Annotated in this window: 24 protein-coding genes; 20 read left to right on the top strand and 4 right to left on the bottom strand. The window is 66.0% G+C overall.

Annotation, left to right across the window (positions count from 1 at the left end):
• Nucleotides 1-91 precede the first annotated feature (91 nt).
• From ispG to ASE79_RS05505, 5 genes are read left to right on the top strand one after another with little or no spacing between them, the layout of a single operon-like run.
• Nucleotides 92-1228, top strand: coding sequence for a flavodoxin-dependent (E)-4-hydroxy-3-methylbut-2-enyl-diphosphate synthase (gene ispG / locus ASE79_RS05525; RefSeq protein WP_056412731.1), 1137 nt, complete (start codon nucleotides 92-94; stop codon nucleotides 1226-1228).
• 36 nt (nucleotides 1229-1264) lie between these two features.
• Nucleotides 1265-1552, top strand: coding sequence for an AbrB/MazE/SpoVT family DNA-binding domain-containing protein (locus ASE79_RS05520; RefSeq protein ID WP_056412728.1), 288 nt, complete (start codon nucleotides 1265-1267; stop codon nucleotides 1550-1552).
• A complete protein-coding gene (locus ASE79_RS05515) occupies nucleotides 1549-1929 on the top strand; it encodes a type II toxin-antitoxin system VapC family toxin (protein ID WP_056412725.1) in 381 nt (126 codons plus the stop codon). The genes ASE79_RS05520 and ASE79_RS05515 overlap by 4 nt, the downstream gene beginning before the upstream one ends.
• Nucleotides 1926-2825 carry a DMT family transporter gene (locus tag ASE79_RS05510; RefSeq protein ID WP_056412722.1) on the top strand — a complete coding sequence of 300 codons (900 nt, stop codon included), beginning with the start codon at nucleotides 1926-1928 and terminating at the stop codon, nucleotides 2823-2825. The genes ASE79_RS05515 and ASE79_RS05510 overlap by 4 nt, the downstream gene beginning before the upstream one ends.
• Complete coding sequence (locus ASE79_RS05505) at nucleotides 2822-3298, top strand: GNAT family N-acetyltransferase (protein ID WP_056412720.1); 477 nt, start codon at nucleotides 2822-2824, stop codon at nucleotides 3296-3298. The genes ASE79_RS05510 and ASE79_RS05505 overlap by 4 nt, the downstream gene beginning before the upstream one ends.
• A 94-nt stretch (nucleotides 3299-3392) precedes the next feature.
• Here the strand turns inward: ASE79_RS05505 and ppa are convergent, their stop codons facing one another.
• The 3 genes from ppa to ASE79_RS05490 all read right to left on the bottom strand — a co-directional run bounded on the left by ppa (nucleotide 3393) and on the right by ASE79_RS05490 (nucleotide 7017).
• Complete coding sequence (gene ppa, locus ASE79_RS05500) at nucleotides 3393-3971, bottom strand: inorganic diphosphatase (RefSeq protein ID WP_055875064.1); 579 nt, start codon at nucleotides 3969-3971, stop codon at nucleotides 3393-3395.
• 75 nt (nucleotides 3972-4046) lie between these two features.
• Nucleotides 4047-5960, bottom strand: coding sequence for a M61 family metallopeptidase (locus ASE79_RS05495; protein ID WP_056412718.1), 1914 nt, complete (start codon nucleotides 5958-5960; stop codon nucleotides 4047-4049).
• 121 nt (nucleotides 5961-6081) lie between these two features.
• Nucleotides 6082-7017, bottom strand: coding sequence for a DUF808 domain-containing protein (locus tag ASE79_RS05490; protein WP_056412715.1), 936 nt, complete (start codon nucleotides 7015-7017; stop codon nucleotides 6082-6084).
• Between the two features lie 133 nt (nucleotides 7018-7150).
• On the opposite strand from ASE79_RS05490, the gene ASE79_RS05485 reads away from it, so the two are divergent.
• The 5 genes from ASE79_RS05485 (at nucleotide 7151) to ASE79_RS05465 (ending at nucleotide 13904) form a co-directional block, all read left to right on the top strand.
• A complete protein-coding gene (locus ASE79_RS05485) occupies nucleotides 7151-8176 on the top strand; it encodes an adenosine deaminase (RefSeq protein WP_056413468.1) in 1026 nt (341 codons plus the stop codon).
• Nucleotides 8173-9153: a bile acid:sodium symporter family protein gene (locus ASE79_RS05480; RefSeq protein ID WP_056412712.1), complete on the top strand. Its 981-nt coding sequence runs from the start codon at nucleotides 8173-8175 to the stop codon at nucleotides 9151-9153. The genes ASE79_RS05485 and ASE79_RS05480 overlap by 4 nt, the downstream gene beginning before the upstream one ends.
• Nucleotides 9154-9199: 46 nt before the next feature.
• Nucleotides 9200-11389 carry a histidine kinase dimerization/phosphoacceptor domain -containing protein gene (locus ASE79_RS05475; protein WP_235516755.1) on the top strand — a complete coding sequence of 730 codons (2190 nt, stop codon included), beginning with the start codon at nucleotides 9200-9202 and terminating at the stop codon, nucleotides 11387-11389.
• 116 nt (nucleotides 11390-11505) lie between these two features.
• Nucleotides 11506-12621 (top strand): alpha/beta hydrolase, encoded by a 1116-nt coding sequence (locus tag ASE79_RS05470; RefSeq protein WP_235516754.1) that lies wholly within the window; start codon nucleotides 11506-11508, stop codon nucleotides 12619-12621.
• Between the two features lie 104 nt (nucleotides 12622-12725).
• A complete protein-coding gene (locus tag ASE79_RS05465) occupies nucleotides 12726-13904 on the top strand; it encodes an MFS transporter (protein ID WP_056412709.1) in 1179 nt (392 codons plus the stop codon).
• A gap of 263 nt (nucleotides 13905-14167) precedes the next feature.
• On the opposite strand, the gene ASE79_RS05460 is transcribed toward ASE79_RS05465, so the two are convergent.
• Entirely contained in the window at nucleotides 14168-15499 is a 1332-nt protein-coding gene (locus ASE79_RS05460) for an MFS transporter (protein WP_056412707.1), read from the bottom strand.
• A gap of 276 nt (nucleotides 15500-15775) precedes the next feature.
• On the opposite strand from ASE79_RS05460, the gene ASE79_RS05455 reads away from it, so the two are divergent.
• From ASE79_RS05455 to ASE79_RS05410, 10 genes are all read left to right on the top strand, one after another.
• Nucleotides 15776-16927 carry a ubiquinol oxidase subunit II gene (locus ASE79_RS05455; RefSeq protein ID WP_200910323.1) on the top strand — a complete coding sequence of 384 codons (1152 nt, stop codon included), beginning with the start codon at nucleotides 15776-15778 and terminating at the stop codon, nucleotides 16925-16927.
• 9 nt (nucleotides 16928-16936) lie between these two features.
• The gene (cyoB, locus tag ASE79_RS05450; RefSeq protein ID WP_056412701.1) at nucleotides 16937-18937 is read left to right on the top strand and encodes a cytochrome o ubiquinol oxidase subunit I; all 2001 of its coding nucleotides are present in this window, start codon (nucleotides 16937-16939) and stop codon (nucleotides 18935-18937) included.
• 4 nt (nucleotides 18938-18941) lie between these two features.
• The gene (gene cyoC / locus ASE79_RS05445; RefSeq protein WP_056412698.1) at nucleotides 18942-19580 is read left to right on the top strand and encodes a cytochrome o ubiquinol oxidase subunit III; all 639 of its coding nucleotides are present in this window, start codon (nucleotides 18942-18944) and stop codon (nucleotides 19578-19580) included.
• Nucleotides 19577-19969: a cytochrome o ubiquinol oxidase subunit IV gene (gene cyoD / locus ASE79_RS05440; RefSeq protein ID WP_056412696.1), complete on the top strand. Its 393-nt coding sequence runs from the start codon at nucleotides 19577-19579 to the stop codon at nucleotides 19967-19969. Before cyoC ends, cyoD begins: the two co-directional genes overlap by 4 nt.
• Nucleotides 19969-20691, top strand: coding sequence for an SURF1 family protein (locus ASE79_RS05435; protein ID WP_056412692.1), 723 nt, complete (start codon nucleotides 19969-19971; stop codon nucleotides 20689-20691). Before cyoD ends, ASE79_RS05435 begins: the two co-directional genes overlap by 1 nt.
• Complete coding sequence (locus ASE79_RS05430) at nucleotides 20688-22001, top strand: ATP-binding protein (RefSeq protein WP_056412689.1); 1314 nt, start codon at nucleotides 20688-20690, stop codon at nucleotides 21999-22001. Before ASE79_RS05435 ends, ASE79_RS05430 begins: the two co-directional genes overlap by 4 nt.
• The gene (locus tag ASE79_RS05425) at nucleotides 21998-22531 is read left to right on the top strand and encodes a response regulator transcription factor (RefSeq protein WP_056412686.1); all 534 of its coding nucleotides are present in this window, start codon (nucleotides 21998-22000) and stop codon (nucleotides 22529-22531) included. The genes ASE79_RS05430 and ASE79_RS05425 overlap by 4 nt, the downstream gene beginning before the upstream one ends.
• 36 nt (nucleotides 22532-22567) lie before the next feature.
• A complete protein-coding gene (locus ASE79_RS05420) occupies nucleotides 22568-23626 on the top strand; it encodes a spore photoproduct lyase family protein (RefSeq protein WP_056412683.1) in 1059 nt (352 codons plus the stop codon).
• A gap of 76 nt (nucleotides 23627-23702) precedes the next feature.
• The gene (locus tag ASE79_RS05415) at nucleotides 23703-24497 is read left to right on the top strand and encodes a DODA-type extradiol aromatic ring-opening family dioxygenase (RefSeq protein WP_056412681.1); all 795 of its coding nucleotides are present in this window, start codon (nucleotides 23703-23705) and stop codon (nucleotides 24495-24497) included.
• A gap of 9 nt (nucleotides 24498-24506) precedes the next feature.
• On the top strand, nucleotides 24507-25079 hold the full coding sequence (locus tag ASE79_RS05410) for an NADPH-dependent FMN reductase (RefSeq protein WP_056412678.1): 573 nt from the start codon (nucleotides 24507-24509) through the stop codon (nucleotides 25077-25079).
• Nucleotide 25080: the final 1 nt, after the last annotated feature.

The following is a 25080-nucleotide window of genomic DNA, read 5'->3' as shown; positions in this document are numbered from 1 at the left end:
ACTTATGGCTTACGTTCGCGATCGCCGCCAGCGATGTTCCGTTCCGCGGCGCGGGACGCTATATACCGATGCGAACCCACGAGGAATCTTCATGTCCCTTCGTCCCTGGCGCGATATCACCCGCCGCACGAGCCGCCAGATCATGGTCGGCAACGTCCCCGTCGGCGGCGACGCGCCCGTCACCGTGCAGACGATGACCAACACGCCGACCGACGACGTCAAGGCGACCGTCGACCAGATCCGCCGCTGCGAAGAGGCGGGCGTCGACATCATCCGCGTCAGCTGCCCCGACGTCGAATCGACCACCGCGCTGAAGCAGATCGTCCGCGCGAGCCGCGTGCCGATCGTCGCGGACATCCATTTCCACTACAAGCGCGCGCTGGAAGCGGCGGACGCGGGCGCGGCGTGCCTGCGGATCAACCCGGGCAACATCGGCTCGGCAAGCCGCGTGAAGGAAGTCGTCGACGCGGCCAAGTCGAATGGCTGCGCGATCCGCATCGGCGTCAACGGCGGCAGCCTCGAGCGCCATCTGCTCGAGAAATATGGCGAGCCGTGCCCCGATGCGCTCGTCGAGTCGGCTATGGATCACATCAAGCTGCTCCAGGACCATGATTTTCACGAGTTCAAGGTCGCGGTGAAGGCGTCCGACCTGTTTCTCGCAGTGGCGGCGTATCAGCAGCTTGCCGAACAGGTCGATTGCCCGCTGCATCTCGGCATCACCGAGGCGGGCGGGTTCGTCGGCGGCACGGTGAAGTCGGCGATCGGGATGGGCAGCCTGCTCTGGTACGGCATCGGCGACACGATCCGCGTCTCGCTCTCCGCCGAGCCCGAGGAAGAAGTGCGCGTCGGCTTCGAGATTCTGAAAGCGCTCGGCATCCGCAACCGCGGCGTCCGCGTCGTCTCGTGCCCAAGCTGCGCGCGGCAGGGCTTCGACGTGATCCGCACCGTCCAGGCGCTCGAGGAGCGGTTGCAGCATATCCGCACGCCGATGTCGCTGTCGGTGCTCGGCTGCGTCGTCAACGGTCCGGGCGAAGCGCGCGAGACCGATATCGGCATCACCGGCGGCGGCAACGGCAAGCATATGGTGTATCTGTCGGGCGTCACCGACCACCACGTCCAAGACGCCGACATGGTCGATCACATCGTCAAGCTGGTCGAGGCCAAGGCCGCGGAGATCGAGGCTGCGGACGAGGCGATGGCAGCATTGGTGCCGGTGGCGGCGGAATAGGCGGCGTGGTAGGGTGCCCCCTCGCTGGAGGTGATCATGACCTATCACGCTAAAGTCGTCAGTGGGCAGATCGTCCTGCCCCTCGAACTGCGCCGCGATGCGGGGATCGAAGATGGCGATTCGCTGGTCATCGAGATTAATCCGGATGGCGGACTGTCGATGAAGACCTACGCGCAGGTCGTACGCGAGGTGCAGTCCGAGTTCAGATCGATGGCAAAGCCAGCCGATCGTAATCTGGTCGATGAACTGTTGGCGGAACGTCGCGCCGCAGCGGCCCGCGAGAACACCGAGATCGAGGACTGGCGGACGCGGCACACCGCGTGACCGTCGTTTTCGACGCGTCGACTATATTGGCGATCCTGAAGAACGAGACCGGCGCGGACGTCGTGATCGAGCATGCGCGAGGCGCGATGCTGTCCAGCGTCAATCTGGTCGAGGTCCGCAGCAAGCTGTTCGAGATTGTGTCGGACGTCGATGCGGTGATCGCGAACCTCGACCGACTCGAGATCGTCATCATGCCCTTCACCGCGAGCCAGGCCAAGATCGCGGCAGACCTTTGGCCTGTCGTCAAAGGCAAGAACGTGTCGATCGCCGACCGGGTCTGCCTGGCGCTGGCAATAGATCAGGCGGCGACCTTATGGACCGGTGACACGGTTTGGGTGACGCTCGGGCTTGATCTGGATATCCGCCTTTTCCGATGACCTCTCGCACTGTTTCCCCCGCCTTGGCCTTCGCCGTGGCCGCGCTCGGCATCGGGCTGTTCTCGATGATGGACGCGGTGATGAAGTCGCTCGTGCTTGCGATCGGGGTCTATAATGCGCTGCTGTGGCGGCAGATGGTGAGCGTCGGGCTGGGGGCGGTCGCGTGGAAGCTCGGCAGGAGCGGGCGGCCGTCGGCGCGCGCGCTCAAGCTGCACTGCGCGCGCGGGCTGGTGACGACGGCGATGGCGGTGCTGTTCTTCTGGGGGCTCGCGCGCGTGCCGATGGCACAGGCGATTTCGCTGACCTACATCGCGCCGATCCTCGCGCTGCTGCTCGCGGCGGTGACGCTGGGCGAGCGAGTCGGGTGGAAGACGGTCGTCGCGTCGATCGCCGCGCTGGGCGGCGTAGTGGTCGTGATGATCGGGCAGGGACGCGAGGTGCCCGGGCCCGAGACGTTGCTCGGCACGCTCTCGATCCTCGGCTCGGCGGTGCTGTATGCGGTGAACCTGGTGATCGCGCGGTTGCAGAGCCAGGCGGCACGGCCGGGCGAAATCGCGTTCTTCCAAGCGCTCGTCATCACCGCGACGCTCGCGCTGGCGGCACCATGGCTCGCGGTGGTGCCCGAGGCTGCGTCATGGCCCAAGCTGGTGCTCGCCGCGGGGCTGGCGACCGCGTCGTTGTGGCTGCTCGGCTGGGCCTATGCGCACGGTGACACGGGGTTTCTGGCGACCACCGAATACACCTCGTTCGTCTATGCCGCGGGCCTGGGTTTCCTGGTGTTCGGCGAGCGGGTATCGGCGTTTACGCTGGCGGGCGCGGCGGTCATCGTCGTCGCGTGCCTGTACGCGGCGCGGCGGCGTGACATCGCGCAAACATCGATCGAGGCTACCGTATGACGCTTATCCGTTCCGCCACCCGCGCCGATGTCGGCACGATCCTGCGCTTCGTGCGCGAACTCGCCGCGTTCGAGCGCGAGCCGGATGCGGTCGAGGCGACCGAGCCGATGCTGGCGGAGGCGCTGTTCGGCGAGCGGCCGGCGGCGGAGGCGCTGATCGCGGAGAGCGCGGACGGCCCGCTCGGGTTCGCGTTGTTCTTCCACAATTTCTCGACCTGGACGGGCAAGCGCGGGCTGTATCTCGAGGATCTGTACGTGACGCCCGATGCGCGCGGGCAGGGGGTCGGGGGTGCGCTACTGGCGCATCTTGCCGGCATCGCGCTCGATCGCGGCTGCGCGCGGTTCGAATGGTCGGTGCTCGACTGGAATGCCGACGCGATCGCCTTTTATCGCAAGGTCGGCGCGGTCGGGATGGAGGACTGGACGATCCAGCGGATGTCCGGGGAGGCTCTGGTACGGCTGGCGGGGCGGTAGGTGCGGGCACGCGACGTCACCGTGCCCTCACCCTTCCCACGGCAAGTGCCGCGGGCCGCTTCCCTCTCCCCTTCAGGGAGAGGGAGACAGGCGATCAGCGCCCTGCGGTTTCGTCCGCGTCCATTGGCTCTTCGCCCTTGGCCTTTTCGGCTTCGTAGCGCTCGATCGCCTCGATCGTGACGCGCTTGGCCTCGTCGGCGTCGCCCCACTTGCCGACCCGGACCCACTTCTTCTTTTCAAGGTCCTTATAGTGGGTGAAGAAATGCTCGATCTGCTCGAACACGATCTCGGGCATGTCGGCACGCTCGCCGATATTGGCGTAATAGGGGAATACCGAATCGACGGGTACGCAGACGAGCTTCTCGTCGCCGCCGGCCTCGTCCTCGAGGTTGAGCACCGCGATCGGGCGCGCGCGGACGACGCAGCCCGGGATGAACGGCGAGCGCGCGATCACGAGCGCGTCGAGCGGATCGCCATCGGGGCTCAGCGTGTGCGGCACGAAGCCATAGTTCGCGGGATAGCGCATCGGCGTGTGCAGGATGCGGTCGACGAACAGAGCGCCCGAAGCCTTGTCGAACTCGTATTTCACGGGCTCGCCGCCGGTCGGCACTTCGATGATGACGTTCAGGTCTTCGGGCGGGTTCTTGCCGGTCGGGATGAGATCGATACGCATGGCGGTCCTTTCGATATGACGATGCCGGCGCTCCACGATGTGGGGAGCGACCGGCACCGGTAAACTTGTTGCTGGTCAGCGCGGCATCAGCAGCCTGTCCAGCCCGCCGTCACCATTACCCACCTTCTGCAGGCGCGGATAGCGCGGGCCGTCATGGTAATCGAGCGTGATATCGCGAAAACGGTCGTTGTTCTTCACAGTAAGCCGGATCGGCTCCTTGGTGCCCTTGGCCGCCAGGATCGCCGCCTTGATGCGGTCTGACGAATAGGCCTCGGCGTTGACCGCCTCGATCTCGGTACCGACGTCGAGGCCGGCCTTGAACGCGGGGCTGTCCCAGATCGACGACGTCACGACACCGTCCTTGTTGATCACCATGCCCAGCGAATAGCTGACATCGGTGCCGCGCGTCTTTTCGACCTGCTTGAGATACGGGCTCTGCTCGGGGCCGTAGACCAGCTTGTAGCCGTTCATCGCAAAGCCGTTGATCGGCGCGGGCTTGCCCGTCTCGGTCAGGCGCGTGTTGAGGAACGTCGCCCAGTCATACGGCACGATGCCGTCGAGCGTCTTGGCGACGTCGGCGAAGGTGTAGGTGAGCTCGCCATAATCGCCGTCGCGAACGCCGAAGAAGGCTCGCGCGAAATCGTCGATCGACTTGGTCCCGCCCGACTTCTGGCGGAGCATCGCGTCGACCTCCATCCAGACCATCAGCCCCTCGTTGTAATAATCCTCCGAGCGCTGCCAGCTGGTCCAGCCCTTGGGCTTGCGCGCCGAGATCACCGGATCGTTGGTCGTGTCGATCAGCGGACGCCATTCGCGCCCCTTTGCGCTGTCGTAGATGCCGAGGATCGAGGCATAGCCGTCGAGCGTGTCCTGCTTGCTGACAAGGCCCGAGCGCGCCTGGAGGACATAGCCCCAGAACTGCGTCTGCCCCTCATACACCCACAAGAGCGAATCGCGCATCGGCGTGCGGAAATCGGGGGTCCACAGGTCCGCGCCGCGGCGGAACTTGCCGTCCCAGCTATGAGTGTATTCGTGCGGCAGCAGGTTGCGCGCGGCCGACGTCGTATCCCAGTCGGTGAAATAGCCGGGGCGGACGCCGTTCTCCGAGCTGCGATGATGCTCGAGGCCGATGCCGCCGAGCTGATCGGTGATCGACAGCAGGAACTCGTAGCGATCATAATGCTGCGCGCCGAACGTCTTGACCGCCTGGTCGACGAGCCGCTTGTGCGCATCGATCTGCTCCGGCTTGGCGGCGAGCTGGTCGGGGCTGTCGGCGAAGACGTTGAGATCGACGCGCGGGGAGAGCGGCCAGACTTTCCCGTATTTGCCCGCGAGCGTCGGCGAATCGACCAGGATCTCATAGTTGGTCGTGTCGTAGCTGTAGGTCGAGCCCGACACCTTGGCGGGCACCGCGCCCGCGGCGGTCCAGCCCGCCGGATAGGTCGCGGTCATTTTGATCGGGATCTGGCGCGTGTAATAGCCGGCCGGATACAGGCTGACGAGGTTCGGCTCCAGGCTGACCATCGTCGGCGTCATCACGATGCGGCCCTGGTCGCCCTTGGTCGCGGAGATGAACTGGAATTCGGCGACCAGCGTCCTGGCGCCCGCGGGGACATCGATGTGGAACGCGAACACATCGACCGGATCGCGCGTCCAGGGGAGGATCTTGCCGTTCGCGCGAATTACGAGGCCGGCGAGCTTCTCGATCTCGCCGCGGGGGCTGTGCGCGCCGGGGAGCCATTTCGGATAGAGCAACGCCATCGGCCCGGACTTGGCGACCGGGATCGTCTCCTTCACGCGGAAGATGCCGCGCTCGGTATCGGTCGCATCGACGTCGAGCAGCAGCGTGCCGGGATAGGGGGTGTCGACCGCGTCGGGGATCGTGTCGACGAACGGGACCGGCTGCGGTGCGGTATTGCCGGCGGGGACCTGCGCCACCGCAGGAAGTGCAGACGCGAGCAGGGATGCGACGAGAAGCTTGCGGATCAAGGAAGGGCCTTCCGGCTGAGAGACGATGTCACAAGGTGTAATCGTCAGAAAGGCCAGCCGTCCAGTCCTTTACCGGGGTCGTGCGGCTAGGCCCGACCCGCGGTCTTCACGGTCCTGCATTTCAGTGCGCCTTGGGCTTTTTCACCGCATGCAGGCCCAGCGCGATCGCGCCGCCGAGGATCAGCCCGACGATGCCGGAGAAGAACGCGTTCAGCGCCCAGTTCACGGCGCCCTGCGCGAACGGCACCTCGTGCGAAGCGGCCTGCGCGGTATCGTGGATCCAGTGCGGAATCGTCGTGAGGCCGAACTCCTCGATCCCGTGGACGATGATCTGCCCGCCGACCCAGACCATCGCGGCGGTGCCGATCACCGACAGCGCGGACATGACGAGCGGCATGCCCTTCACGAGACCACGCCCGAGCGCCTGCACCGGCGCGCTGCTGCGCTGTGCGAGGTGGAGCCCGATATCATCCATCTTTACGATCAGCGCGACCACGCCATACACCGCGATCGTGATGACGATGCCGACCAGCGCAAGCACGATCGCCTGCTCCCAGATCGGCTTGGTCGCGACGTCCGACAGCGCGATCACCATGATCTCGGCCGACAGGATGAAGTCGGTGCGGATCGCGCCCGAGACCTTCTGGTCCTCCAGCGCCTTTGCGTCGGTCGGGACGTCAACCTCTTCCTCGGCATGACCGCCACCGACGGCCTCTAGGATCTTCTCGGCGCCCTCGAAGCAGAGGTAGGTGCCGCCGAGCATCAGCAACGGCGTCAGCAACCACGGCGCGAACGCGCTCAGCGCAAGTGCCGCGGGGAGGATGAAGACCAGCTTGTTGCGGAACGAGCCCAGCGCGATCTTCCAGATCATCGGCAGTTCGCGCTTGGGTTCGAAACCGACCATGTAGCGCGGGGTCACCGCCGCATCGTCGACCACCACGCCGATCGCCTTGCTGCCCGCCTTGCCGGTGGCCGCTGCGACATCGTCGAGGCTCGCGGCGGCGAGCTTCGTGATCCCGGCAATGTCGTCGAGCAGTGCGACCAGTCCTGTGGGCATCGAGGGTGTCCTTAGCGTGGGGTTGCGCGCTCGGTAACGTGACAGGATTGTCATGCAACGGCTTTCGCACTTGCGGTAGTGCATGGCACGCGGAATGGTTGCAGCCGACGCGACCCAAGCGACAGGACGGATCATGACCCCACCCTTTATGAACGGCGACTTCATCACGAACCTGCCCAAGGCCGAACTCCACCTTCATATCGAGGGCAGCCTCGAGCCCGAACTGATGTTCGCGCTCGCCGAGCGCAACAAGGTCGCGATCCCGTTCAAGAGCGTCGAGGACGTTCGCGCCGCATACAGCTTCACCAACCTCCAGACCTTTCTCGACATCTATTATGCCGGCGCCGCGGTGCTCCAGACCGAGGAGGATTTCCGCGATCTCGCGGTCGCCTATTTCGACCGGGTCGCACAGGATGGTGTCGTCCATGCCGAGATCTTCTTCGATCCGCAGACGCACACGCATCGCGGCATTCCGTTCGACGTGGTCGCGCGCGGGCTGTTCGCCGGGATCGACGAGGCGCAGGCCAGGCACGGCATGAGCGTCGGGCTGATCATGAGCTTCCTGCGGCATCTCGACGAGGAGGATGCGTTCAAGACGTTCGCGCAGGCCGAGCCGTGGCTCGACCAGTTCATCGGCGTCGGGCTCGATTCGTCCGAGGTCGGGCATCCGCCGTCGAAGTTCGCCCGCGTGTTCGCGGCGGCTGGCGATGCCGGGCTGATGCTGTGCGCGCATGCCGGCGAGGAGGGGCCGCCCGCCTATATCCACGAGGCGCTCGACATCCTGCAGGTGGACCGGATCGACCATGGCAATCGCGCGCTGGAGGATCCGACTTTGGTCGCCCGGCTGGCGCGTGACGCGATGACTCTGACGGTGTGCCCGTTGTCCAACGTCGCGCTGCGCAACGTCGACCGGCTGGAGAACCATCCGATCGACCGGATGCTCGATCTCGGCCTGCGCGCGACGATCCATTCGGACGATCCTGCCTATTTCGGCGGCTATATCGGCGAGAATTTCCGGCAGACCGCGCGCGCCCGCAATCTCTCGCGCGACCAGGTCGTCACGCTTGCGCGGAACAGTTTTCTCGGAAGCTTTCTCGACGACGATTCGCTCAGCGGTCATCTCGCGACATTGGATGCGTACGTCAAAGCGCACGCATGATCGCGCGTTTCCTCGCGGTCTTCGAGCCGTTCATCCTGATGCTGCTCGGTACCGTGGTGCTGGCGAGCCTGGTGCCCGCCCGTGGCGAGATCGCGACGATCGTCGGCTATGCGGCGGATATTGGCATCGTCCTGCTGTTCTTCCTGCACGGCGCCAAATTGTCGCGCGATGCGATCCTGTCGGGCTTGCGCAACTGGAAGCTGCATCTGGCGGTGCTGGCGGTGACGTTCGTCGCGTTTCCGCTGTTCGGGCTCGGGCTCTCCGCGCTGCCGTTCGTCACCGGGCCGCTCGCGGCGGGGCTGTTGTTCCTGACCCTGCTGCCGTCGACCGTGCAGTCGTCGATCGCGTTCACTGCGATCGCGCGCGGCAACGTCGCGGCGGCGGTGTGCAGCGCGTCCTTCTCCAACCTGCTCGGCATCCTGGTCACGCCCGCGCTGGTCACGTTGCTGATGCGCACCGCTGGCAGCGCCGGGATCTCGGTCGAGGGCGTCGAGAAAATCGTCGTGCAACTGCTCGTACCGTTCGTCGCCGGGCACCTGCTGCGGCCGTGGATCGGCGCTTGGGTCACGCGGCGCAAGGCGATGCTCACCATCGTCGATCGCGGATCGATCCTGCTGGTGGTCTACAGCGCGTTCGGTGCCGCGGTGGTAGAGGGGCTGTGGAGCAGATTGTCGCTCGGCGACCTGATCCTGATCGGGCTGCTGTGCGTCGCGCTGCTCGCCTTCGTGCTGGCGCTGACCTTCGCGGTGGCCCGCCTGATGAAGCTGCCGCGCGAGGATGCGATCGTGCTGCAATTTTGCGGGTCGAAGAAGAGCCTGGCGTCGGGCGTGCCGATGGCCGGCGTGCTGTTCCCGCCCGCGCAGGTCGGCGTGATCCTGCTCCCGCTGATGCTGTTCCACCAACTGCAATTGGTCGCCTGCGCGGTGATCGCACGCCGCTATGCCGAGTCCGCCCCAAGCGATCTTGCCGCAGATTAATGCCGTAAGCGGTTGCAGGTATTTGCTTTGTTCCGCCGGGGGCGGCATGGTCGGCGCTCTTGAGGAGAGTTTCACCTACATGAGCGCGTCGAGCGATACTGCCAGTTCTGCCGGGGACGTGGGGCTGGACCTGACCGCGTGCGACCGCGAGCCGATCCATATTCCCGGTGCGATCCAGCCGCACGGCCTGTTGCTCGTCGCCGACGCCGCGACTCTCGCGATCGTCGCGGGCGCGGGCGATCTCGAAACGCGGCTGGCCCCCGACTGGCTGGGCCGCGATCTGTCGGCGCTGCTGGCGCAGGACGTCGCCGCGACTTTGTCGGCCGATGAACCGATCGCCGGTGTCGCGATCGCCGGGGTGCCGGTGGTGGGGCGGACCGAGCGGTTCGACGTCACGATCCACCGCGGCGCGGTGCATGTGATCGTCGAGCTCGAACCCGTCGAGGCCGAGCCGATGACCGCGGCCGGCATGCTCGGCCGGCTCAACGCGATGGCGATGACGTTCGAGCGCGCGAGCAATCTGCAAACGCTGTGCGAGCGTGCGGCGACCGCGTTCCGGCAACTGACCGGCTTCGACCGGGTGATGGTCTATCGCTTCCTCGACGACGAGGCGGGCCGCGTGATGGCGGAGGACAAGGTCGCGGGCCTCGGCACGTTCCTCAACCATCATTTCCCCGCGTCGGACATCCCCCGGCAGGCGCGGGCGCTGTACGTGCGCAACCGGACCCGGACGATCCCGACGATCGCCTATGCGCCTGCGGTGCTGCGGCCGACCGGGTTCGAGACGCTCGATCTGAGCGACGTGGCGCTGCGCAGCGTCTCGCCGATCCATCTGCGCTATCTCGGCAACATGGGGGTCGCGGCGTCGGCGTCGATCTCGATCGTCAAGGACGGGCTGCTCTGGGGCATGATCGCGTGCCACCACGGCACGCCGCGCGCGCTGACCCCCGATATCCGCGCGGCATCCGCGACACTGGCCGGCGGTCTCGCGCGGCAGATCCGTGCGAAGGAAGAGGCCGAGACGTATCGCGAGCGGTTGCGGCTGCGTGCGGCAGAGGATGCGATCCTGCCCAAGCTGGCGACCGATCCGGCACCGCGGACGATCGTCACGACTCTGCGCGACGAGCTGCGCATGCTGATGGACGGCGACGGCTTCGCCTTCGTCCAGGGCCATTTCGTCGATACCGACGGCGCCTGCCCCCCCGACGACGATATTCGCGATCTTGCCGAATGGGCACGGACGCGCGGCGGGATCGAGCCGTTTGCGACGCATGAACTCGAATCGCTCTATCCGCGTGCCCGTGCCTATCGCGCGTGCGCGAGTGGCGTGCTCGCGCTGGCGCTGGTCGACGAGGGCGCGATGCTGTTGTGGTTCCGCGCAGAACAGATCGAGGAGGTCGAATGGGCCGGCAACCCGCACAAGGCGGTGTCGGTCGACCCGAATGCGGCGCTGACGCCCCGGACCTCGTTCGAATCCTGGACTCAGGCGGTCAGCGGGCGATCGCGCCGCTGGACTCGCGAGGAGATCGAGGCCGCGCACCGGCTGCGCCGCGGATTCCACGATGCGCATATCAACCAGCGGTTGCGGCTGCTCAACGCCGACCTGCAACGCACGCTCGCCGACAAGGACGCGTTGATCGCGCAGAAGGACGTCCTGATGAAGGAGGTCAATCACCGCGTACAGAACAGCCTCCAGCTGGTCGCCGCCTTCCTGTCGCTCCAGGCCAAGTCATCCGACGATGCCAAGGTTAAGGAGCATCTCGCCGAGGCACAGGCCAGGCTGTCGGCGGTCGCGCTGGTACATCGTCGTCTGTACCGCGACGACCAGGTCGAGTCGGTCGATCTGTCGCGCTATGTCGAGGAGCTGGCGGGCGACATGAAGACGTCGCTCGGCGAGGAATGGGCGGCGCAGATGACGCTCGATCTCGCCCCGGTGCTCGTCGCCACCGATCTGGCGGTCAATATCGGGCTAGTGCTGACCGAGCTCGTCATCAACGCGAGCAAATATGCCTATGCCGGCCGCCCCGGCCCGATCGACATCATGCTCGAGCAGCATCGCAATCGCCTGCGCCTCGTCGTGGCCGATTCGGGTCGCGGCAAATCGGGGAGCCGGGTCGGGTTCGGCAGCCGGATGATGACCGCGATCGTCGCGGGGCTGTCGGGGACGATCGAGCATGATGACAACATGCCCGGCCTCCGCGTCATCCTGACCGTGCCGATCGACGAGCGAGTCTGACCTGGCTCTGGTAAAAAACCGTTGCATGTCGGTCGGTTACGGCCGCGGTTTGGAACGGATGACGCGGCATGGGGTTGATGCGGCGAGTGGGGCACTCGCAACAGGAAATCTACCGCATGATCCGTTTTTCACCGCGCGCATCGCTAATCGCGATCGCAGCCATGAGCGTTGCCGTATCGAGCAGCGCACTCGCTCAGTCCGCCCGGTCGGCCGATGCCGCGCCGCCACCGCCGCCGCCGGCGATGGCGATGCAGCCCGCTAAGGCTGCGCCCGACATGCAGACCGTGCTCGACCAGCTCGCCGCACTCGGCGGCAAGCCGATCGAGACGCTGACTCCAGCGGTTGCGCGGACGCAGCCTTCGGCCGCCGATGCCGCCAAGCAGGTGATGATCAAGCATGGCCTGGCGGCGACCCCCGACGCGACCGTGACGACTCGCGACATCCCCTATGGCAGCGATGCGCAGCAGTTTGCGCGCGTCTACAAGCCGGCGGCGCTGGCCAACGCCAAGAACCTGCCGGTGATCGTCTATTATCACGGCGGCGGCTGGGTGATCGCGATGGTCGATACCTATGACGCGGCACCGCGCCTGCTCGCCAAGCAGCTCGGCGCGATCGTCGTCTCGGTGGAATATCGCCATGCGCCCGAGTTCAAGTTCCCCGCGCAGCATGACGATGCGGCCGCCGCCTATCGCTGGACGCTGCAGAATGCCGCATCCTGGGGTGGCGATCCGCGCAAGATCGCCGTCGCCGGTGAGAGCGCAGGCGGCAACCTCGCGGTCGCGACCGCGATTTACGCGCGCGACAATCGCCTGACCACGCCGCTGCACATCGTGTCGGTCTATCCGATCGCCAACAGCAGCATGACGCTGCCGTCGCGGATGGATTCGGCGAATGCGAAGCCGCTGAACGGCGCGATGCTCAAATGGTTCGGCCATTATTACCAGACGACGCCCGCCGACGCGCAGGACCCGCGGCTGAACCTGGTCAAGGCGAATCTGCGCGGCCTGCCGCCGACGACGATCATCAACGCGCAGATCGATCCGCTGCGCTCCGACGGTGAAACGCTCGCCGCGGCGATGCGCAAGGCTGGTGATCGTGTCGAACAGCGTACCTTCCCCGGCGTAACTCACGAGTTCTTCGGCATGGGGATGGTCGTGCGCGGTGCACAGGATGCCAACACGCTGGCGATCGCGCGGTTGAAGGCAGCGTTCGCTGCTGCACCGCGGCGTTAAACGATCGATAAATGGGGAGCGGGGGCGTTCAGGCGGCCCCTTCCCCTTCTATTAAACACGCGCCTGGCCTTGAAGCATTATGCTGCACTTGCGAAGTGTGCGGTATGACAGACAGTTACGAACCGATATCGGTCAATCCTCGCCTTGCGCTGCTCGCGCTGGCGGTCGGTGGTTTCGCGATCGGCACCACGGAATTCGCGGCGATGAGCCTGTTGCCGCAATTCGCCCGCGGGCTCGGCATCGACGAGCCGACTGCGGGGCACGTGATCAGCGCCTATGCGCTGGGCGTGGTGGTCGGCGCCCCAACCATCGCGGTGCTCGCCGCGAAGATCGAGCGGCGCGTGCTGCTGATCGGCTTGATGACGTTTCTCGGGATTGCCAATGGGCTTTCCGCGCTCGCGCCGACCTATCACCTGATGTTGTTGGCGAGGTTCCTGAGCGGGTTGCCGCATGGCGCCTATTTCGGCGTCGGCTCGCTGGTCGCGGCGTCGCTGGTGCCGCGCGAGAAGCGGTCGCGCGCGGTGTCGCGGATGATGCTCGGGCTGACGATCGCGACGATCGCGGGGGTGCCGCTCGCCAATGGGATCGGGCAGTGGTTCGGCTGGCGCTGGGGGTTCGGGATCGTCGCGATCATCGCCGCGGGGACAGTGGCGATGCTGGTCCGGTTCGCGCCGATCCTGCGACCTGCCAAGGATGCGAGCCCGCTCGGCGAGCTGGCGGCGCTGCGCAACGGGCAGGTGTGGCTGACGCTGGCGATCGGCGCGGTCGGCTTTGGCGGCATCTTCTGCGTCTATACCTATCTCGCCTCGACGTTGACCGAGGTGACGGGCGTATCGTCCGCCTTTACCCCTGTCGCGTTCGCGCTGTTCGGCGTCGGGATGACGATCGGCACGCTCGTCTGCGCGAAGGCGGCGGACGTCGCGCTGATGCCCGCGGCGGGGATCACCTTGCTGTTCGGGGCGGGCGCGCTCGCGCTCTATGCACCCGCGGCGCCGCATCTCTGGGCGATCCTGCCGGTCGTGGTGCTGATCGGGTGCGGGGGAGGGTTGTCGACGATCCTCCAGACCCGGCTGATGGATGTCGCCGAGGAGGCGCAGACGCTGGCGGCGGCGCTGAACCACTCGGCGTTCAATACCGCGAATGCGATCGGGCCCTGGCTTGGCGGGTTGGCGATTGCGGGTGGGTTTGGGTTGCCCTCGACCGGCTGGGTCGGGACTGCGCTGGCGCTGGTTGGGTTTGCGATCTGGGCGCTGTCGTGGGCGCTGGATCGCCGGCGGGTCTGATCGTTCCTGCCGTCATCCCAGCAAAAGCTGAGATTTTCCCGTTCCGGGGCTCGGCATCCGCGCCGGGGATACCCCAGCGTTCGCTGGGGGTGACGATGGGCCGGTAACCCAAGGCATTCCAGAACCGACCACCCCGGCGAAGGCCGGGGCCCAATTGGCAAGGCCGTCGTAACGCGGGGCTGCTCTCAGTTAACACTGTCCCCCAATTGGGCCCCGGCCTTCGCCGGGGTGGTGCCCCTTGGTGAGTCGGTCAGTTCGTCAGCTCAGCGCGCGATGTCGCGCTTGGCGAGCTGCTTGTTCAGACCCAGCGCGACCAGCGTGAACACCGCGCCCGAGAACAGATAGGCGCCGCTCGCTGCGAGACCCAGCTTGCTCGTCAGCAGCAGTGCCGCCAGCGGGGCGAAGCCCGCGCCGAACAGCCATGCCAGATCGGTCGTCAGCGCCGACCCCGTATAGCGATGCTGCGGGCTGAGCGTCGAGGCGATCGCGCCCGAGGACTGGCCGAACGACAGGCCGAACAGCACGAAGCCGATCCCCATGAACAGACGCTCGCCGACATCGCCGCCACCCAGCAACGACGGGGCCGCGATCGCGAACAGTGCGATCAGGACCGCGATCGTGCCCAGCATCGTGCGACGGCCGAACCGGTCTGCGAGCAGCCCCGATACGAGCATCGCACCGATCCCGATGACCGCGCCGATCACCTCGACCACGAGGAAGCGCGCCGGCGCCTCGCGCGTGAACAGCACGACCCATGACAGCGGGAACACCGTCACCATGTGGAACAGCGCGAAGCTGGCGAGCGGGACGAACGAGCCGAGCCAGATCGCCTTCCACTGCGACTGCACGGTCTCGACGACGGGCGCGGGCTCGAGCTCGCGCTTGGCGTACATCTCTTCGAATTCGGGGGTCACCACCAGGCGGAGGCGGGCGAACAGCGCGACGACGTTGATCGCGAACGCCACGAAGAACGGATAGCGCCAGCCCCAGGCGAAGAAGTCCTCGTTGGGCAGCGCCGCGACGAAGAACGCGAACAGGCCGCTAGCGACCAGCAGGCCGATCGGCGCACCCAGCTGCGGCAGCATCGCATACCAGCCGCGATGCTTCTCGGGCGAGTTGAGCGACAGGAGCGACGCGAGGCCATCCCATGCGCCGCCCAGCGCGATGCCCTGGCCGATGCGCAGCAGGGCGAGGATCGCGACCGACCAGTTGCCCGCCGACTCGTAGCTGGGGATGAACCCCATCGCGACGGTCGAGGTGCCGAGCAGGAAGATCGAGATCGTCAGCTTGACGCTGCGGCCATAAGCGCGATCGACCGCGATGAAGATGATCGTGCCGATCGGGCGGGCGAAGAACGCCAGCGCGAACACTGCGAACGAATAGAGCGTGCCCTGCAACCGGTCGACATACGGGAACACCAAGGTCGGGAACACGAGCACCGAGGCGATCGCGAACACGAAGAAATCGAAGAATTCCGAGGTGCGGCCGATCACCACGCCGATCGCGATCACGCCTGGTGTGACGTGTTCGCCGTCGCTGTGGATACTGCGAGCATCGGCTTCGAAGCTCGTCTCGGGGACTGTGTTTGCACTCATTCTTCAACTCGCTCTTCAGGGCGCGAACCCGATCATACGCCGTTCCGGCGGATGCGGGCAGGGGTAATCTATGCTATCCCTCGTGATGATAGATCCATGCCGATGTTGCAGTGCAGCGCCCATTGGACAAATTGTCCACTGTAGTGCAGCGCAACCCAGGCGTAGGGGAACCGGATGACCGTCGTGACACAGCTTTCCCGCTCCAAAATTTCGGCCCGAAAATGGTTGGCGGCCCTGCCGTTGGCGCTGCTTACCAGCGGTTGCGACTGGGTGGTGATGTCGCCGTCCGGCGATATCGCAGTGCAACAGCGCGACCTCGTCCTGATCTCGACCGGGCTGATGCTGCTGATCATCATTCCGGTGATCGCGATGACGCTGTTCTTCGCGTTCCGCTATCGCCAGTCGAACAAGGCCGCCAAGTACGAGCCCAACTGGGATCACTCGGTCGGCCTCGAGCTGCTGATCTGGGGCATCCCGCTGCTGATCATCATCGCGCTCGGCGCGCTGACCTGGACCAGCACGCATCTGCTCGATCCCTATCGTCCGCTCGGCCGGATCAAGCCGGATACGCCGACGCTGGCGAACAACGTGCCGGTCGGCAACCTGATCGACAAGCAGCAGGCGGGCAACGGGCCCAATGGCGCGGGCAGGCCGCTCGAGGTGCAGGTCGTCGCGCTCGATTGGAAGTGGCTGTTCATCTATCCCGAATACGGCATCGCCACGGTCAACGAACTGGCTGCGCCGGTCGATCGTCCGATCCGTTTCCAGATGACGTCGTCGTCGGTGATGAACGCGTTCTACATCCCGGCGCTCGCGGGCATGATCTACACGATGCCCGGCATGCAGACGACGCTGAACGCGGTCATCAACAAGCCCGGCAATTACGAGGGCTTCTCGTCCAATTATAGCGGCGCGGGCTTCTCGGGCATGCGTTTCCGCTTCCACGGCGTGAGCGACGCGGGCTTCCAGGCCTGGGTCAACCGCGTCAAGCAGGGCGGCGCCAAGGCCAGCGGCGGGCTGAACCGCGCAAGCTATCTCCAACTGGAGAAGCCGAGCGAGAAGGTGCCGGTGCGCTATTACAATGCGGTCGCGCCGGACATGTTCAAGCTGGTCGTCGAACAGTGCGTCCAGCCAGGCAAGGTCTGCATGTCGCAGATGATGCACGGCGGAAAAAGCGGGGGGGACTCGCACGCCGGCATGGCAATGCCGGGCGTCAATGGCGGCAAGGGCCCGCAGGATTCGTCCGAGCGGGTCGAAGGCGCCTTGATGAAGGACGCCGACGAGAAGGGTAGCGGCAATCACTGGACCGCACCCGCCGACATAAAACGGGACGGCGCGAACAGCGCGCCCGGATCGCAGTCCAACCGCAATCATACGATGTTGTCCCCCTCCACCATGCCGGGCACGCGCCCCGTCGCGAACGGCTAGAGAACCATCATGAACGACACTCTGTTGAAGACAATCTTCGGCCGCCTGACCCTAGAGTCGCTGCCGCTGCACGAACCGATCGTCGTCGCCACCTTTGCGATGGTGGCGATCGGCGGGCTCGGGCTCGTCGCCGCGCTGACCTATTTCAAGGTCTGGGGCTATCTATGGAACCAGTGGTTCACCAGCGTCGATCACAAGAAGATCGGCATCATGTACATCATCCTGGCGATCGTCATGCTGCTGCGCGGGTTCTCCGACGCGATCATGATGCGCGCGCAACAGGCGATGGCGTTCAACGGCTCCGAAGGCTATCTGACCGCGCATCACTATGACCAGGTCTTCACCGCGCACGGCGTGATCATGATCTTCTTCGTGGCGATGCCGTTGGTCACGGGCCTGATGAACTATGTCGTCCCGCTCCAGATCGGTGCGCGCGACGTGTCGTTCCCGTTCCTCAACAATTTCAGCTTCTGGATGACCGCGGCGGGTGCCGTGATCGTCATGATGTCGCTGTTCATCGGTGAGTTCGCGCGGACCGGCTGGCTCGCGATGCCGCCTCTCTCTGGACTGGCGTACTCGCCGGACGTCGGTGTCGATTACTATATCTGGGCGCTGCAGATCGCGGGCATCGGGACGTTGTTGTCCGGCGTCAATCTGGTCGCGACCATCGTCAAGATGCGCGCGCCCGGCATGACTATGATGAAGATGCCGATCTTCACCTGGACGTCGCTGTGCACCAACATCCTGATCGTCGCCGCCTTCCCGGTTCTGACCGCGGTTCTCGCGATGCTGTCGCTCGACCGTTACATCGGCACCGCGTTCTTCACGAACGACTCGGGCGGCAACCCGATGATGTACGTCAACCTGATCTGGATCTGGGGTCACCCGGAGGTCTACATCCTCGTCCTGCCGGCGTTCGGCATCTTTTCGGAAGTCACCTCGACCTTCTCGGGCAAGCGCCTCTTCGGCTACAGCTCGATGGTCTATGCGACGCTCGTCATCACGATCCTCGCCTATCTCGTCTGGCTGCACCACTTCTTCACGATGGGGTCAGGCGCGAGCGTGAACTCGTTCTTCGGCATCACCACGATGATCATCTCGATCCCGACAGGGGCCAAGATCTTCAACTGGCTGTTCACGATGTACAAGGGCCGGATCCGGTTCGAACTGCCGATGATGTGGACGATCGCCTTCATGGTGACCTTCACGATCGGCGGCATGACCGGCGTCCTGCTCGCGGTGCCGCCTGCCGACTTCGTGCTGCACAACTCGCTGTTCCTGGTCGCGCATTTCCATAACGTGATCATCGGCGGTACGCTGTTCGGCATGTTCGCCGGGATCAACTACTGGTTCCCGAAGGCGTTCGGCTTCAAGCTCGACCAGACCTGGGGCAAGATCTCGTTCTGGTGCTGGGTGGTCGGCTTCTACTTCGCGTTCATGCCGCTCTACGTGCTCGGCCTGATGGGCGTGACCCGCCGCATGCGCTACTTCGACGATCCGAACCTGCAGATCTGGTTCATCATCGCCGCCTTTGGTGCAGCGCTGATCGCCGCCGGTATCGGTGCCTTCCTGATGCAGATCTTCGTCAGCATCCGGAACCGCGAGAAGCTCGCAGACCTGACGGGCGATCCGTGGAACGGCCGTACGCTGGAGTGGGCGACCTCCTCGCCGCCGCCGGAGTATAACTTCGCGTTCACGCCGGTCGTCCACGACCTGGATGCCTGGTACGACATGAAGGATCGCAAGCACGTGCGTCCGCTGACCGGGTTCAAGGCGATCCACATGCCAAGCGGCACCGGCACGGGCGTCGTGCTCGCCGGGCTCAGCGTGGCGTTCGGGTTCGCGATGATCTGGTACATCTGGTGGCTCGCGGGGTTGGCGCTCGCCGGCATCTTCGGCACCACCATTTTCCACACCTTCAACTACAAGCGCGACTTCCACATCCCGGTCGAGGACGTGATCGCCAGCGAGGACGCGCGCACTCGCCAGCTCGCGACCCAGGGAGCCTGACGCGATGTCCGCAATACCGATGAAAGACGGTCTGAACCAGACCAAGCCAGTCTCGTTCTACGACCTGGACGAGCACGAGCATCCCGAGGGCGGCAGCACGATGCTGGGCTTCTGGATGTACCTGATGAGCGATTGTCTCATCTTCGCGGTGCTGTTTGCGGCCTATGCCGTGCTCGGCAACAGCTATGCCGGCGGTCCCAGCCCGAAGGAGATCTTCGAGCTGCCGCTGGTGGCGGTGAATACCGCGATGCTGCTGTTCTCGTCGATCACCTACGGCTTCGCGATGCTGTCGATGGAGGAAGGTCGCCAGCGCGTCATGCAGATGTGGCTGGTGTTCACGGGGCTGTTCGGTCTCGCGTTCCTGTCGATCGAAATGTACGAGTTCGCCAATCTCATCCATGAGGGCGCAGGGCCGACGCGTAGCGCCTTCCTGTCGTCGTTCTTCACGCTGGTCGGCACGCACGGCCTGCACGTCACGATGGGCCTGATCTGGCTCGTCACGCTGATGGTGCAGGTGCAGAAGCACGGCTTGATCGCCGCGAACAAGCGTCGCCTGATGTGCCTCAGCATGTTCTGGCATTTCCTCGACGTCATCTGGATCGGCGTCTTCACCTTCGTCTATCTGATGGGCACCCTACGATGAGCGACCCCCACGCAAACACGCACGACGCGCATGCGGATCACGGCCATGGCGATCACGGCGATCATGCCTCGCACGGGACGCGCGGCAGCTATCTCAAGGGGTTCTTCCTCTCGGTCATCCTGACCGCGATCCCGTTCTGGGCGGTGATGACCGGCGCGTTCAAGGACCCGTCGACCGCCGCGCTCGTCGTGATGGTGTTCGCGGTCGCGCAGATCATCGTCCACATGATCTACTTCCTGCACATGAGCGGCAAGTCGGAGGGTGGCTGGACGATGATGGCGCTGATCTTCACGATCATCCTCGTCGTCATCACGCTTAGCGGATCGATCTGGGTGATGTACCACATGAACACGAACATGATGCCGATGCAGGCCGCGGCAGACATGTGATGAGCACGCGACCGGGCCCTGCCGTCTATGTCGCAGGCCTGGTCGCGCTGCTGCTGTTCGCCGGGTTCATGGCGCTCGGCATCTGGCAGATCGAGCGCCGCGCCTGGAAGCTCAACCTGATCGAACAGGTCGCGGCGCGCGCGCATGCCGCGCCTACGCCCCCACCGGGCCCCGCCTCCTGGGGCACCATCACCGCCCCCAGCGATGCCTATCGCCGCATCCGGCTCGACGGGACGCTCGACAACACGCGCGAGACTCTGGTCCGCGCCGCCACGGCGCTAGGCAGCGGCTACTGGGTCGTCACGCCTCTACGCACGGCGCAAGGCTTCACCGTCCTCGTCAACCGCGGCTATGTCTCGCCCGAGCAGCGCGCAGCGCACGCCAAGCCCAGCGGCCCGGTCACGATCACCGGGTATCTCCGCATCACCGAGCCGGGCGGTGGTTTTCTCCGCAGCAACGACCCCGCCACCGGCAAATGGTATTCGCGAGACGTCGCCGCGATCGCTGCAGCCCGCGGCCTGACCAACGTCGCGCCCTATTTCGTCGACGCGGACAAGTCGGGCACCGCCGCCCCGGTCGGTGGCCAGACGATCATCGCCTTCCCGAACAACCACCTCGTCTACATGCTGACCTGGTTCGCGCTCGCCGCGATGACGATCGTCGCGTTCGTCGTGTTCGTCCGTCAGGATGCGCGCAAGCGGCGCGGGGCGATCGACGCATGACCTCGGCGGGCGCGCGCCAAGGCTGGCAACGCTGGCTGGCGATCGCCACCGCGCGCACCGACGCGACCGGCAATGCGAACATGCGCCAGCTCGTGACGCTGCGCTGGATCGCGGTGGCGGGCCAGTTCGTCACGATCCTCTTCGCGCGCTTCGGGCTCGGCTTCGATCTCCCGCTCGTGCCGATGATGGCCGCGCTCGCCGCTGCCGTCGGCCTGAACCTCGCCAGCATGCCGCTGTACGGCTGGCGCAAGGGTGCCAATATCCAGCTGCTGCTCGCATTGCTGTTCGACGTCGGGCTGTTGTCGACGCAGCTCTATCTCGCCGGTGGCGCGACCAACCCGTTTATCTCGCTCTATCTGCTCCACGTCGTGCTCGGCGCAGTCCTGCTCGATCGCTGGTCGAGCTGGGCGATCGTCGCGGTCACCGCGGGCTGTTTCGGGGTGCTGACGCTCTACTACCACCCGCTGATCCTGCCGCCCAACTATAGCGGCGAGTATTTCATCCTCTACACGATCGGCTCGCTGCTCTGCTTCATGCTGATCGCGACGCTGCTAATGCTGTTCATGACCCGCATCACGGGCAATCTGCGCGCGCGCGATACGCGGCTCGCCGATCTGCGCCAGCAGGCCGCGGAGGAGGATCATATCGTCCGCATGGGCCTGCTCGCGTCGGGCGCCGCGCATGAGCTTGGCACGCCGCTCGCCTCGATTGCGGTCATCCTCGCGGACTGGCGCCGCATGCCGACGCTCGCGCAGGACGCCGATCTCCAGGCCGAGATCGTCGAGATGCAATCCGAGGTCCAGCGCTGCAAGGCGATCGTCACCGGCATCCTGCTGTCCGCGGGCGAGGCGCGCGGCGAGGCGCCCGAGATCATGCCGCTCCACCAGTTTCTCGACGCGATCGTCGACGAGTGGCGCGCGGTGCACCCTTCGGTCGATTTCGACTATACCACGCGGGTCGGCGACGATCCGCAGGTCGTCTCCGACCCCGCACTCAAACAGGTGATCGCCAACGTGCTCGACAATGCCGCCGAAGCCTCGCCGCACTGGGTCGCGTTCCGCGGCGAACGCAGCGACGGCAATCTCGCGCTGATCGTCCGCGACCGCGGGCCCGGTTTCAGCCGGGAGCGGCTCGCGAGCTTCGGCAAGCCTTATCAGTCGAGCAAGCGCGAACCCGGCCACGGTCTCGGCCTGTTCCTGGCGGTCAACGTCATGCGCAAGCTGGGCGGCGGCGTGTCCGTCGTGAACTGCGAGGGCGGCGGTGCGGAAGTCACGATCCGCATGCCGCTCTCCGCGATCGCGCTCTCGTGACGGACGCCAAGTTACTCGCGATCGTCGAGGATGACGAGACGTTCGCCCGCACGCTCCGCCGCTCGTTCGAACGCCGCGGCTATGAGGTGATGCAGGCCGCCAGCCACGAGGAACTCGTCGAGCAGCTCGCCGAGCGCACGCCGCGCTACGCGGTGGTCGACCTGAAGCTCGGCGGCGCGTCGGGCCTCGTCTGCGTGCAGACGCTCCACGCGCACGACCCCGAGATCCTCGTCGTCGTCCTCACCGGCTTTGCAAGCATCGCCACCGCGGTCGAGGCGATCAAGCTCGGCGCGTCGCACTATCTCGTCAAACCCTCGAACACCGACGATATCGAGGCCGCGTTCGATCGCACCGAGGGCAGCGTCGATACCGAACTGTCCGAGCGCCCGACCTCGATCAAGACGCTCGAATGGGAGCGGATCCACACCACGCTCGCCGAAACCGACTTCAATATCTCGGAGACCGCGCGGCGCCTCGGCATGCACCGCCGCACGCTCGCGCGGAAGCTCGAGAAGCGCCCCGTCAAATAGCGGCAACGCATCGGCGGTGGCCGGCGTTGTCCCCCGATGCGCTCCTCCAAACTCTGGCAACCCCGCCGCCTGCTGGCGACCCCGTCCGCGCTGACCTGGGATCACGGCGCCGAGATCATGTCCCGCGCCACCGCACTGGGCGTACCCGTCACGACGTTGCCGAGCGACCGCCTCAAGCTCGACCTCCCCGACGACTCGCGCCGTGCCTATGCCGAAGCCAAGGCGACGCTCGCGCTGGTCGTCGCGCCGCCGTCCAAGCGCAAGCTGCAGCCGATCGCCCCCAGCGCGGACTGGCGGATCGACCTCGCCGAGGGTTGCCCGGCGCATTGCGGCTATTGCTACCTCGCGGGCTCGTTGAAGGGGCCGCCGATCACGCGAGTCTACGCGAACCTGCCCGAGATCCTTGCCGAACTCCCGGCGCATCTGGGGCAGGGCACCGTGACCTCGCGCTCGACCGCGCGCGCACATGAGGGGACGACGTTCGAGGCCTCCTGCTACACCGATCCGCTCGGCATCGAGCACGTCACCGGATCGCTGTCCGCGCTGATCGCGCATTTCGGCGCGTGGGAGGCCGACGTGCAACTCCGCTTCACCACCAAGTTCGATGCGGTCGAACCGTTGCTGGATCTCGACCACCGCGGCCGTACCCGGATGCGCGCGTCGATCAACCCCGCCGCCTATGCCCGCTTCGAAGGCGGCACGAGCCCCGTCGCCGCGCGGTTGGTGGCGCTGCGCCGAATGGCGGATGCCGGCTACAGGATCGGCCTGACGGTCGCGCCGATCATCGCCGCGGAGGGGTGGCGCGAGGCGTATGGCGAGTTGCTGGCGGAGGCGGGCGGGGTGCTCGCCGACGTCCCCGACGTGACGATCGAGCTGATCACGCACCGCTATACCCCGGGATCGAAGGCGGTGCTCGAAACCTGGTATCCCGGCTCGTCGCTCGATCTCAGCATGGCGAACCGCACCGAGAAGCGCACCAAGTTCGGCTCGGTCAAATATGTCTACGATGCGGACACGATGCGCGCGCTCCGCAGCTTTTTCCAAGACGAGATCGCCGCGAAGCTTCCGCAGGCGCGCATCCTCTACTGGACCTGATACGCACGCCAACCGGCAACGCAGCGTTGCCATTCACGCCCTTCCGATCACCGCCGCCGCCGCCTACCTCAAGACAATGACAAACACCCGCCAGCCGACCCTGTTCATCCCGCACGGTGGCGGGCCCTGCTTCTTCATGGACGACCCGGCGGGCAACTGGACCGGCATGGCGGCGTATCTCCGGTCGATCGCCGCCTCGCTGCCGGAAAAGCCCAAGGCGATCCTGGTCGTCTCCGGCCACTGGGAAACGCGCGGTTTCGCCTTTACCGGCGCCGCCACCCCGCCGCTGGTCTACGATTACGGAGGCTTCCCTGCGCATACCTATGAGATCCGCTACGACTCGCCCGGCGACCCCGCTCTGGCCGCGCGCGCCGTCGACCTGCTCCGCGGTGCCGGCCTGACCGCCACCATTGACCCGACTCGCGGGCTGGATCACGGCGTCTTCATCCCGATGAAGGTCGCGTTCCCCGACGCCGACATCCCGGTCGTTGAGATGTCGGTCGATCGCGATCTCGACCCCGCGCTTCACGCCGCCGCCGGCCGCGCGCTCGCCTCCTTGCGCGACGAGGGCGTCCTGATCGTCGGCTCGGGCATGAGCTTCCACAACATGCGCGGTTATGGCGACCCGGGCTTCACCGCGCCGTCCGAAGCCTTCGACCAATGGCTCACCGCTGCGGTCGAGGCCGACCCGACCGCCCGCGCCGCAGCGCTTGGCCGTTGGGCCGAAGCCCCCGCCGGCCGCCTCTCGCACCCCCGCGAGGAGCATCTGCTGCCGCTGATGGTCGCCGCCGCCGCGTCCGACCAGCCCGGCACGCAGGTCTATAGCGAAGGCGTCCTGCAAACCGCCATCTCCGGCTATCGCTTCAACTAAGGAAATTCGATGTCCTCTCCCGTGCTACTCGCTTTGTCCGGAAGCCTGCGTCGCAGCTCGTACAACGGCGCGATCCTTGCCACGCTTGGGGAGGCGGTCGCCGACAAGGCCTCGCTCGCGATCTTCCCGCTCAACGACGTCCCGCTCTACGACCAGGACGCCGATACCGACACGCCGCCCGAAGCGGTTGCGGCCTTACGCGCGGCGATCGGTGCGGCTGACGGGATCGTCATCGCGTCCCCCGAATATAACCACGGCATGTCCGGCGTCCTGAAGAACGCGCTCGACTGGGCCTCGCGCCCGCACGGCAAGGCAACGCTGACGGGCAAGCCGGTCTTCACGCTCACCTCGTCGCCGGGCGCAGTCGGCGGTGCCCGCGCACACGCCCAGCTGAACGAGACGCTGGCCTCGATCGGCGCGCGGGTCGTCCTGCGTCCCCAGGCCGTCGTCGGCGCGGTGCACGAGAAGATCGCTGACGGTCGCCTGACCGACCAGCGCACGCTCGACTTCCTCGTCGCCGGTATAGACGACCTGCTCGCCGACATCGTGCGCCCCACCGCCGCCGACCGCGAGGCCTCCTGAG

This window comes from Sphingomonas sp. Leaf28 (assembly GCF_001421685.1).
GTDB lineage: Bacteria > Pseudomonadota > Alphaproteobacteria > Sphingomonadales > Sphingomonadaceae > Sphingomonas > Sphingomonas aurantiaca.
This window is presented reverse-complemented; position numbering and strand designations above follow the sequence as displayed.